Origin of the sequence: Bradyrhizobium sp. 138, from assembly GCF_023074075.1 — a bacterium.
In the GTDB taxonomy this organism is placed as follows: Bacteria; Pseudomonadota; Alphaproteobacteria; order Rhizobiales; family Xanthobacteraceae; genus Bradyrhizobium.
This window is the reverse complement of sequence record NZ_JADPKT010000029.1, coordinates 179,627-190,927: the sequence shown is the minus strand read 5'-3', so window position 1 is coordinate 190,927 and position 11,301 is coordinate 179,627. Positions and strand designations below refer to the sequence as shown.

The following is an 11,301-nucleotide window of genomic DNA, read 5'->3' as shown; positions in this document are numbered from 1 at the left end:
CTCGAGGATCACGTCGGCCTCGATGCCGATCTCGGCGAGCTGCTCCAGCACCATGAAGCGATAGGACGCATTGGTGATGACGATCGGCCGGTCGAACAGCTGGGGATCGGACACGCGCAGCAGCGTGTCCTGGAAGGTCGAGCGCGTGCCGAACAGCGGCAGGAACTGCTTGGGCCGCACCTCGCGTGAAGCCGGCCACAGCCGCACGCCGGCACCGCCGCACATGATCAGGGGGATTATGCGTTTGTCCAAATCTAAAGCTCCGTATCAATTCCAGCTCAATAGAGGATGGACCAGCTATAGGCGACAAATCGACGGAAGGGACACCAAACTCGCAATAACCTTAGCAATGCAATCCATTGCCTATTCCGCGACCCCAAAAGCCGTTAATCTAAGCTTGCTTTTTTCATCCACCCCACCTCCCTATTCCCTCCGTTTTCGAGTACGAACGGTCTACCGAACCTAGAGATCATTATGACAAAGAAACGTGCACTTATTACTGGCGTGACGGGCCAGGACGGCGCCTATCTCGCTGAATTGCTTCTGGGAAAAGGATACGAAGTCCACGGCATCAAGCGCCGAACTTCTCTGTTCAATACCGATCGTATCGATCATCTCTACCTCGACCCTCACGAGCCGAATCCAGCGTTCCGCCTGCACTATGGCGACCTCACGGACTCTTCGAGCCTGATACGCATTGTCGGCCAGGTGCAGCCCGACGAAATCTACAATCTCGCGGCTCAGAGTCACGTGGCCGTCTCATTCGAGGAACCCGAGTATACGGCCAACTCCGACGGCCTCGGCACCCTTCGAATTCTCGAGGCCATGCGGATCGTTGGATTGGAAAAGACGACCCGGTTCTACCAGGCCTCCACATCCGAACTGTACGGCCTGGTCCAGGAGATCCCGCAAAAGGAGACTACGCCTTTCTACCCGCGTTCTCCGTACGCTGTCGCCAAGCTCTATGCATATTGGATCACGGTCAATTACCGCGAAGCCTACGGGATGTATGCCTGCAACGGCATCCTCTTTAACCACGAATCTCCGGTCCGCGGCGAAACCTTCGTAACCCGAAAGATCACGCGAGCCTTGGCGCGGATTCACTTGGGCCTCCAGGAGCGGCTATATCTCGGCAATCTCGATGCATTGCGAGATTGGGGACATGCGCGCGATTACGTCGAGATGCAGTGGCTCATGCTGCAACAAGAAAATCCGGAAGATTTCGTCATCGCAACCGGCGTTCAGCACTCGGTACGAGACTTCGTTGACGTGGCGGCGAGCGAAGTCGGCATGAAGATCCGGTGGGAAAGGTCCGGCGTCGACGAGAAGGGCTACAACGTCGCAAATGGAAAATGTGTGGTGTCAGTCGATCCGCGCTATTTCCGCCCGACCGAAGTGGCGACCTTGCTTGGCGATCCGTCGAAGGCGAAGGAAAAGCTTGGCTGGCAACCGCAGACTTCGTTCGAAAGCCTCGTGCGCGAAATGATGAAGGAAGATCTCGAATCTGCGAAGCGAGATGAGCTGATCAAGCAGCACGGCTTCAGATATTTCCCGCGCCACGAGTAGTCCTTGCAGAGCCGGCAAGGCTAGCGAGCCAAGCAAATGAGTGCTCATCGCAGCGCTCATTTTCGACGTCACCGCATTCAATTGAGATCGGATGCCTCAGGGCAACCGAACGGCATCCTCCACCGGAAGCCCAATATTGCCGGTAGCGTTTTTCAGCCCAGTGTTCTTCTGCCCTGTCGTATTGCCCTGCCCTGTCATGGCTTCCGACCAACGGCGCACGATCGTTTGCCGGTCCCAACGATCAAGGGCCCGCCTTCTTCCTTCTTCGCCGTAGTGCTCACGGAGGGCCCGCTCTTCACTGAGCTGGCAAATTGCTATCTCAAGCGCGGACGAGTCTCCGGGCGGAATGACAAGGCCTGCGTTCGTGACTTCCGCCGCGAGCCCCGTTCCTTCTTCAGCCATCGCAATGACCGGCCGAGCCGATGCGAAGATCGCGCCCAGTTTCGAGGGCAACACTAGATCGGCAGCTGCCGCTTTCTGCGGAATCAGATGAAAATCGGCCGTGGCCATCAATTCATTGAAGCTATCGTTGGGCTGAAGCCCTAGAAAATGGATATTGCCATGTCCGGCTGCGAGCTGCTCGAGCCTCATTTTATGAGGCCCCTCGCCTGCAAGGATGAAGTGGATATGTGGATGGCTTTTCTCTAACCCAATCGCGGCCTCGATCACGAGCTCAAGACCTTGCTTGTTGGACATCGTTCCGGAGTAGAGTGCAACGATATGGCCCCCGCCCAGCTTCAGCTCCTGACGGTATTTGGTTGCTCGCGAACCCGGGCAGATCGCGTTGGTATCAATCCAGTTTCTTACCTCGGCTGTTTTGTCAGGAGCCAGGCCCTTGATTCTCAACCGTTCCACCATTGCTAGGGAGATGCTTGAAACGTGGTCGAACGATTTGAGGATCGTCGCTTCGGCTCTCAGCATCCATTTCCGCAGAGAAGGATTGCGCAGCAGACCAAGATCGAATGCCGCGTCCACCTCGAAATCCTGCACATGAAGCCATGATTTGGCACCGACGCGACGAGCGACGAACGAGACGAAGGCAGCTGACATCAGCGATGGCGCCACAGCGATCATAACGTCGGGCCGCCAGGTCAGCGCCTCAAACAGGACCGGCGCGGCGCTCGTGAGCGCGAATGAAGCGTGATGGACCAGCCGTTTTGCACCCGAGGGATTTCCGGGCACATAAATCGGCGTACGTCTTACTCGAACGCCGTCGATATCTCTCGATCTGAAGTACGATGATTTGAACGCCGGGGGTATCTTCCAGGTCGGATAATAGGGAGGCGCCGTAATGACTTTAACTTCATGCCCTTCGGCGGCCAAGCTCTCGCAGAGTTCGGCGTTGTATTTCGCTACCCCGATCAGATCGGGGGCATAGTTGATGCCGATCAAGAGAACACGCATAAAGCCCCGCCCAACCCAAAATTCAGAATAAAAAAGTTTCTTGCAATCTAAGTTGTCTACTCAGCGCGTTGCGCTGACTTCCAGATGACGTCCGTAGCCTTCCAAAAAATCCGCGTAGGCGGCTGCGAGGCCAGCCTGCAGAGCGACGTTCGGCCGCCACCCGAGCTCGCGAACTCTCGAGCTATCGAGCAGCTTGCGCGGCGTTCCATCCGGCTTGGACGCATCGAAAATAAACTTGCCTTCGTAGCCCACGACGTTCGCCACGGCCGCCGCGAAGTCGGCAATCGACAACTCATCACCACTGCCGACGTTTATCGGCAGGTCGCTGGAATAATTCTTCAGGAGGAAAACGCAGGCATCCGCAAAATCCTCGACGTTGAGAAATTCGCGAAGCGGCGTGCCGGTGCCCCACACGGAGACGGAGGGCGCGTTGGCAATCTTGGCTTCGTGGAAGCGCCTGATCAGCGCGGCCGGTACATGACTATGGTCCGGATGATAGTTGTCGCCACGACCGTAGAGGTTGGTCGGCATTACTGAGATGAAATCATCGCCATATTGCCGACGATACGCCTGGCACATCTTGAGGCCGGCAATCTTCGCGATTGCATACCATTCGTTGGTTGGCTCGAGCGGCCCCGTCAGCAATTCGCTTTCGGGGATCGGCTGCTTGGCGTGCTTGGGATAGATACAGGACGAGCCTAGGAACAACAGGCGCCGCACGCCAATCGTGTGGCTTGCGCGGATGACATTCAATTCCACCGCAAGGTTATCGCAGAGAAAGTCGACGGGGAAATTGTTGTTGGCTGCGATACCCCCAACCTTTGCAGCGGCGTGAACCACGACCTCCGGCCGATTGGCCTCGAGCCATCTCAGCGTGGCCTCTTCCTTTGTGAGATCCAACTCGCGCCGATCGGTAACCAGCACGGTGCAATTCTCGGATGCAAGCCTTCGGACGACCGCTGATCCGACCATGCCGCGGTGCCCCGCGACAAAGACACGTTTGCCCGTAAGATCGTAGGTTGAAACCCCTGTCATCGTATCCTCTACAGCATCCGTTTGGCCGGATCACAACGCTCTCGCGAGATCCGACTACCGGCGCACTATGCAATCATGCTGCAATGCAGCCCCGCCGAACTGGTAACACAATCTTCACCATGCGACAGCCCATCCGGCTCGACAAAGATATTCATGATGAACCTGTGCTGCGCGCCCAAAAGAGCAGCACACAGCGAAACAAAAATGAGCAAGGCAGCCGCATGAGCTGTGCGGCTGCCTTGAAATATCCTTCGAAAAACGGCGGCCGCCGCTCGGTCAGCCGAATCTCAATATGCCCGACGCAGAACAGGACCGACAGGCGCACAAACGCGATCCATGTACCAGCCGTAGGGCGTCTCGACCCGCACCATGGGGCAACGGCGCCACGGCACGTAGCGATACGGGTACGGCTGCGCCCAGAACGTAACAGGCGTCGCTTGGCTCTCACCTGCGAGCAGGGCCGCCGGCGCGGGCATTTGCATCGCCGCGCTTGCCCCGCTCACTGCGCAGAAGGAAACGGTAGCGGCCAAAAGACCTGCTCTCATCAACGTTTTAAGCATCCCAAAAAGCTCCTCGCCCCTGCGGATTTGGCCCACTCCCTACCAGGGGCCGCGACCCGAAAACCACCGCGAACCAGCCCAGATAGTAAAGCCAACCTTACCAAGGCTGGCGGCAAAAAGGCAACCGACGCCGTGGTTTGAGGAGGGGCTTTGTGGCGATATGGCCGACGAGTGTGGCTTCTAGGTCCTATTTTCCCTCGCTCCAGGCGCCCGGGGCAGCAAGGTCGGGTGAACGGCGGTACACATCCCGCAGGAACTGGTAGTTGACGGTCTGAGCCAGAGGCACGTCTTCTTCGCCAAGCTTGGCGAAGAGAAGGATATCCCGGAGTGTCCGCCAGCGGCTTTCGTCGTAGTCGCCGATACGGCCGCCCGTCGGCAGCACCAGCGGGCGCTGCTGCTGCAGCTCGAATTTGAGCCGCTCAGGGTTCAGCCTAGCCGATCCGGCGCCAGTAAGAACGGGCACGCTCCGTGCATAGTCAGCGTAGGTGAATTGCCATCCTCGAATGAGGCCCTGAAGGATGTCGGCAATCATGGATGGCTGTTCATGGACGAGAGCATTGCTCGCGAAGTAGACCAAGCCTGGAACATGGATACCGTAGTCTTGCGGTTTGATGACAGTCAGCTGGGTGAAGGTCGAGCTGGAGGGATCCGGTTGCTCGTCGATTGCGGCGATGATGGCATCCACCTCACCGGCCCGCAGAGCTTCGAAGCTGTCGCGGTCTGGGACCTTGGTGATCTGACTTCGCGGAAGCCCGAGCTGCGCCATCATGGCATCGAAAACGACGTCGCCCTCACTCGCCCTGCGATATCCGATTCGTTTTCCGACCAGATCAGCCGGCCGCCGCAAGCCCGTGCTTTCGAGCGTGAAAATCGCGACGGAGGTATCGAGGAAGCTTGCTGCAAACGCCGTCACGGGAACGCCGCGCCAAGTCGCCAGCAGGAACTTCTGGCCGCTCGTCACGCCGATGGCATGTTGACGTGCGATCGTCTGGACAAAGTCAGGATGTTCGGGCTGGGCCGACACCTCAATGCGGGAGGAGAAGTATTCCTGTCTCGAGGCAGCGAGTTCGCCGGCAAACCGTGCGCTATACGGCCCGTCCAAGAGGAGCTTGACGGCGCCGGCCGTGGAGCCCGTCGGGACTCCGATGGGGGCCGCATCGGGGCGAAAGAGGAGAAGCACGATTCCCACCAATGCCAAGACAGCCAGGCCAATGGCGAGGTAACGCTTTCCTATCGGCTGACTCCGCCGCCGGGAATGGGTTCGAGGCAACGAGAGCTTCCTAACGGGTTGTGAAAATCAACATATCAGTCGGGGCGAGATGGGCTACAATGCAGCTTGCAAGGTAAGGTTAATTTTTCCTTCGCCTTGTTTTAACAGCGATTTTGACCGATAGCACGACGGCTTTGGATAATGAATTTTACGTCAATGGGTTTGGCAGGATGACAATTATTTCCCCTCGACCGGTCCCCGTCCCGGATTCTGAGACGGAAATTCGCGTAGTCGCGCAATCCGCAACAACATCTACAGGCTTTGCGCCGAGATGGCTACGCCCTGTGGTTGTCGAGCGTTTGACGGCTGTTGTCGATGCGGCGCTGATCGTGATCAGCGGGATCGGCTGCGCGGTCGGCTATCTCCTGGCGAGCGCGGGCGTCGTCGGCAAGGCTGAGGTCTACGCGGCGGCGAGCGTCCTGATTGCTATTAATTTCATCCTCCTCACTACCGTGCAACAGGGCTACCGCCTCAAGATCATCACCAACCTGCCGCGTACCTTCCGGATGACGCTAACGACGTGGACCGGCCTGTTCGGTGCGCTGCTGGCGATCGCCTTCACGATGAAGGTCAGCGGCGAATTCTCTCGCGGCACCACTATCTCGTTCTATCTGGTCGGCCTCGCTCTCCTTCTCGCCTGGAAAACGGTCGTCGCACGCTGGACTGCGCGGGCCCAGCGCACTGGCGCCTTCGCCAACGGCCGCGCGATCATGATCGCCGAGTTCGGACTTGCCACCTCCTCCAACGCGGTCGATGACCTCGGCCAGCACGGCTACCGCCTGATGCGGGTCATGGAGATCCCCGCCAAGGATCTCGCGTCGCCGCTGCTGCTGTCTTCGCAGGCACCGCGCTTCGAGGAGCTGATCGCTTATGCGCGCGAGAACCGGATCGAGCACGTCTTCCTCTTGATGAACTGGAGCCGGCAGCACGCGATCGACAGCATTCTGGACGCGCTGAAGATCCTCCCCGTCCCGGTGCATCTGGTGCCGGACGCCAACACGGCGCGCTTCCTGCGCTATCCGCTTCAAGGCACCGGCAACACCTTCACCGCCGAGCTGCGCCGCGCCCCGCTATCGTGGCGCGAACGCGCGCTCAAGCGCGCGCTGGACCTCGTCGGCGCGAGCCTTGCGCTCTTCGTGTTCGCGCCCGTGATGCTGGTGACCGCGATCCTGATCAAGCTGACCTCGAAGGGCCCGGTGTTCTTCCGCCAAACCCGCCACGGCTTTGGCGGGCGCGCGTTCAAGATCTTCAAGTTCCGCACCATGCGCGTGCTCGAGGACGGCCCGAACATCGTGCAGGCGAAGAAGGACGACCCGCGCGTCACGTCGATCGGCAAATGGCTGCGCAAGACCTCGATCGACGAGCTGCCGCAGCTCCTCAACGTGCTCAAGGGCGACATGTCGCTGGTCGGCCCCCGCCCGCACGCGGCCGCCCACAACACCGAATATGAGCAGATCATCGGCAACTACGCCTTCCGCCACCACGTCAAGCCCGGCATCACCGGCTGGGCCCAGGTTAATGGTTATCGCGGAGAAACCCACACGGTCGACCTGATGCAGAAGCGCGTGGAGCATGATCTGTGGTACATCAATAATTGGGATTTGTGGCTCGACTTCAAGATCATCTTGAAAACGATGACCATCGGTCTGCTACAAAACTCTGCCTATTGAACATCTGGCAGCTCTTGAGGATCTAAGAAATCGCAAGCCGCACCGACAAGTGCTTGGCTCTCGCGAGTGGAGTATCGAATGAAAAATCTGTTCTACTCGACCGGATATTATGACGGCATCTCCAACGTTTCAAAGCGGAGCGCCGAAGCAATGCTCCCAAAGATATTTGAATATGTGCAGCCAAAATCGTGGGTTGAGATCGGATCAGGAACGGGTAGTTGGACCAAGACAGCAATGGAGCTGGGCGTTTCCGATTGCGTGGCTGTTGATGGCCCTTGGGTCAAGGACAGCGAGTTGCTCATTCCGAGTAAGAATTTTGTGAAGCATGACCTTACGAAGCCTCTTACGCTGAACCGTAAGTTCGATCTGGCCCTCTCTCTTGAGGTCGCGGAGCATCTCGACGAGAGATTCGCCGATACGATCGTGCAGACGTTGACGTTACATGCCGACTCGATTGTCTTTGGAGCTGCCATCCCGATGCAGGGAGGCACCCAACATATTAACGAGCAATGGCCGAACTATTGGATATCTAAATTTGCCGACCATGGCTTTGAATGTATCGATTTCGTTCGCCCGTCGCTATGGCAAGACGACAGGGCGGCTCCTTTTTACATTCAGAACACATTCATATTCCTGAAGATCGGGAGTAAGCCGGAACTGGCCACTAAGCTGCGCGCAGCGGTCTCGCAGATGTTTTCAAATTCCTGCAATTTGGCGTTTGTACATCCACGGCAATATCTGGGAATTGCGACCATGGAAGCCATCAGCGCACGACTTATGCTGCGTCAAGGGCCCAAGGTTCTAGCGGCCCGTGTTCTAGGTAGGCTCGGCCTCCGGCTCTAAGTTCTCGTCCACGACAACTGCCCCTCGCCACTGGTAGTGAGTTCGATGCAAGAACGTTCAATAAGGTCGGAGTTCTTTTCCGGAGATCTCCGCTGGAGGTCTTGGCAGGGATGACGGAACAATCTCAAGAAGCCGTAGGTCCCTCACTGGCCTGAGGGCTACCGCCGAAGACCGCCAGCACGCGTGCCTGATTTTGCTCCTGGTGAACCCGCCGAACCTAAGCACGAAGGTGATTAACTCAGATTTCAAAATCCGGGCGAGCTGAGATTGAAGCTACCTTGCCCAATATTTCGCTTGGCGGCAAGCCGCCGGGCAATATCGATTGCAGGTTGCTCGATCGCTACGTGTGCCAGCCATGCTACGAGGACCGAGACAGCATAGGCCGCCAAAACGATTGCCAGAAAATTTGCTGGCACGTGAAGCTTCTGCAGGAGCGCTTGAGCAAGGTTGATCGCTAATGTCTGCAAAAGATATATCGCGTAGGTCAGCGTCCCGAGCCAAACCAGAGGAGCGCGTGCTAGAAAGCGAGCTAGTCCCTGCTCTCGGTCAAACCAGATACTCGCGATCAGAAGTGAGACACTAACCGAAAGTCCCATGTGCCAATATACGCTCGGCACCATGATGAGCCCAACGTACATGATCACCATCATCATAAGAGATAACCGCGGCTCAGCAAGGCGTCGATCGCGGCCAAGCGCATGGATCTTCTGTTCGCTATCGAGCGCGAGGGATCGACGGGGTTGCGCCGCAAGAGGTCTGCACGTGCGCCAGAAGCGTAGCCCTCCCTTACCGGTGATCCGGAGGCTTGGCTCCGTGATTAGCGCGTCAAGCTCTCAAAAAAAGGGACGACCGAGACGATCAATTACTGCCTGCTTCCTTCGGAGAAAATATGCAGCGCCAACTCAACACATAGACACAAGCCGATCCCTTCAAAGAGATCGTGAACCTTGCCCATCCCCGGCCGCTGCGCTCATCGCGCACTGACCAGATCCAGGTAAAAAATGTCACTGACGAGAACAGGTCGAACCGCAGTATTTGCGACTGAGCTCAAGGCGACCTGACTGCTCCGAGATTTCCATGGCTCCGTATGCCGTCTTTAGCCAAAATTGCCCTCCTCCCACCTCTAGAAAGGGCGAATTGAACCAGAGCTTGGTTGAGATCTGCAATGGCGCCCGTTCGAGTTCGACCTGTGGGACACTGCGGATCCAACCGTCATCTGCCGGCGATAGCCCGAAGGTCACTCGCAGCTGCCCGCGGCCCTCTGTATCAAATCTTACGGTCCGTGCACGAGGGTCAAATGTCACACTTCGAAAGGGAAACTGATGGACAAAGCTTTCCCACTCAACCTGATCCGACGTAGCTAGTTCAAAGTAGACGGCTGCGCTAGACGACAATACCTTCAGCACTCGAAAATCCACCAAAGAAGCATCAGCGGCCGCTTCGTCTAAAGACCAACTCGCTCCCACTATTTTGATGCCGACGAAGGTCCCCCGCCAATTGAGCATAATGGAATTAGGCGTCCTCACGAATGCAGTTTCACTCTTGGGTATACGACACTTGAGGACCTTTATCAGATCGAGAGCATGTTCCGCCCTAAGCCTCCCCCACCCGGCCTGGAGGTCTTTCGGCCATGGATCTGCTTGGGGAATGTCCGTAATGATCACAGCCTGACGACCTTGGTGCCACTGCTGTTGAAACGGCGAAGATCTATCTGACTTCCAAGCGTCCTCGCCGGAATTGCTGAACCAATATGGATGATAGCACTCGATCGCATTCTCCGGCTCAGTGCTCTTCAAGAAGACGCCAAAGAATTGGTTCGAGCCATTGTAGTCGGCAGGCTTAACGTAACCATTCCCAACACCGATCGCATAGCGATCAGTGATATACGCAGATCCGTAGACGTAATCTCTCGTTGGAAGATTCCACTTGGAGAATGTCGGAGTTATTGTTGTGACATCATATGCGGGTGGGATTATCTTTCCGATAGTCAGCAGCTCCACCGGCGGACGCCACCTGGATAGCGCAAACATGATCGGAAAGAATGGCTCGACGCGGTCTTTCAAATCAGCTGACGTAACCCGCGGCTCTCCAAAATAGAACCAGAGCATAAACTGTATGGCTACGTGAGCACTCGAAGGTTTGGTGCTCAGACCGCTTCGTTGGCGAAAGTTCGCTCTCGTGAGAGGCGGTACGAACTGACCGTGAAATGAATCCCCGCGCATAGTGGCCAGCATCACTATGGCGGACTTTTCGGCCAGAGATCTAATCTCCTCATCCGCAGAAAATTCAACGAGATTTAGCACCGAGAAAAAATTTATCGCCTGATAGACGGGGCTAAATTGCTCCGCATTTCCATCTTCGAAGAACTTAAAAAAACGGCCAATCAATAACGGTCTCAGCTCCTTAATCATGTCGGCCGCAGGAATATGCCTTCCCGTCGAAATATCATTCCAAACAAGATCGGGATATTTCTCAGACAGGAGAAATATGGAGCTCGCCCTCATCGACCAATGGTTTATCGTTCCGTGATCCAACACGAGTCGCGGTAACCGCAGAGCGTCCTTTAGCTTATTGATATTGGGTTGACTAAGGCAGGCAGAAAACTGCAAGGCATACCGAGTTATCGGAGGAAGAGCGAACACCTGCTCAATCCGGGCACTATTGTCTCCGCTCCCCCAAGCAGCTTCGTCCAAGTCGCCGAGTAGCTTGTTAAACTCCTCTTGATTTAAGCACCCGCTGTGCGCAGCACGGCCCAAATAATCGTAGGTCCTGTACTTTGGATGATTGCGGGGCTCGCCGCTGAGCTGGCTAGATTCGATCACCATTCGCGCCCGAGCATTGATATCAGCTTCTGCGCCATCAGCTGAAAGCCCGCCCTCTGCGCTTATCCCGACCTCAGGCCCAACGACCAGCAGGCATCCGGCCAAGGCAGTCAACCTGGTCGCGCGCCTCA

Annotated in this window: 9 protein-coding genes; 3 read left to right on the top strand and 6 right to left on the bottom strand. The window is 56.9% G+C overall.

Features of this window, described 5'->3' with window-relative positions:
- Positions 1-252 (bottom strand): sugar phosphate nucleotidyltransferase (locus IVA79_RS15290; protein WP_247554025.1); only part of this gene is annotated, 252 nt, incomplete at its 3' end.
- 222 nt (positions 253-474) lie between these two features.
- Between IVA79_RS15290 and gmd the strand changes: the two genes are divergently transcribed.
- Positions 475-1,566 (top strand): GDP-mannose 4,6-dehydratase, encoded by a 1,092-nt coding sequence (gene gmd / locus IVA79_RS15285; protein WP_247554024.1) that lies wholly within the window; start codon positions 475-477, stop codon positions 1,564-1,566.
- Positions 1,567-1,662: 96 nt separating this feature from the next.
- On the opposite strand, the gene IVA79_RS15280 is transcribed toward gmd, so the two are convergent.
- The 3 genes from IVA79_RS15280 to IVA79_RS15270 form a co-directional block, all read right to left on the bottom strand.
- Positions 1,663-2,970, bottom strand: a complete 1,308-nt coding sequence (locus IVA79_RS15280; protein ID WP_247554023.1) for a WcaI family glycosyltransferase — start codon at positions 2,968-2,970, stop codon at positions 1,663-1,665.
- Positions 2,971-3,030: 60 nt separating this feature from the next.
- A complete protein-coding gene (locus IVA79_RS15275; protein ID WP_247554022.1) occupies positions 3,031-4,005 on the bottom strand; it encodes a GDP-L-fucose synthase in 975 nt (324 codons plus the stop codon).
- Positions 4,006-4,752: 747 nt separating this feature from the next.
- Positions 4,753-5,745 (bottom strand): ABC transporter substrate-binding protein, encoded by a 993-nt coding sequence (locus tag IVA79_RS15270; protein ID WP_247554020.1) that lies wholly within the window; start codon positions 5,743-5,745, stop codon positions 4,753-4,755.
- Between the two features lie 389 nt (positions 5,746-6,134).
- Between IVA79_RS15270 and IVA79_RS15265 the strand changes: the two genes are divergently transcribed.
- Complete coding sequence (locus tag IVA79_RS15265; protein ID WP_247554018.1) at positions 6,135-7,505, top strand: undecaprenyl-phosphate glucose phosphotransferase; 1,371 nt, start codon at positions 6,135-6,137, stop codon at positions 7,503-7,505.
- 78 nt (positions 7,506-7,583) lie between these two features.
- Positions 7,584-8,348: a class I SAM-dependent methyltransferase gene (locus IVA79_RS15260; protein ID WP_247554016.1), complete on the top strand. Its 765-nt coding sequence runs from the start codon at positions 7,584-7,586 to the stop codon at positions 8,346-8,348.
- Between the two features lie 245 nt (positions 8,349-8,593).
- On the opposite strand, the gene IVA79_RS15255 is transcribed toward IVA79_RS15260, so the two are convergent.
- Positions 8,594-9,001, bottom strand: a complete 408-nt coding sequence (locus IVA79_RS15255; protein WP_247554014.1) for a hypothetical protein — start codon at positions 8,999-9,001, stop codon at positions 8,594-8,596.
- Positions 9,002-9,352: 351 nt separating this feature from the next.
- Entirely contained in the window at positions 9,353-11,275 is a 1,923-nt protein-coding gene (locus tag IVA79_RS15250; RefSeq protein WP_247554012.1) for a hypothetical protein, read from the bottom strand.
- Between the last annotated feature and the right edge of the window lie 26 nt (positions 11,276-11,301).

What these genes read in the sequence shown, in the direction of transcription:
- gmd (WP_247554024.1), top strand. Translation starts at nt 475, where the DNA reads ATGACAAAGAAACGTGCACTTATTACTGGCGTGACGGGCCAGGACGGC.
- IVA79_RS15280 (WP_247554023.1), bottom strand. Translation starts at nt 2,970, where the DNA reads ATGCGTGTTCTCTTGATCGGCATCAACTATGCCCCCGATCTGATCGGG.
- IVA79_RS15275 (WP_247554022.1), bottom strand. Translation starts at nt 4,005, where the DNA reads ATGACAGGGGTTTCAACCTACGATCTTACGGGCAAACGTGTCTTTGTC.
- IVA79_RS15260 (WP_247554016.1), top strand. Translation starts at nt 7,584, where the DNA reads ATGAAAAATCTGTTCTACTCGACCGGATATTATGACGGCATCTCCAAC.
- IVA79_RS15255 (WP_247554014.1), bottom strand. Translation starts at nt 9,001, where the DNA reads ATGATGATGGTGATCATGTACGTTGGGCTCATCATGGTGCCGAGCGTA.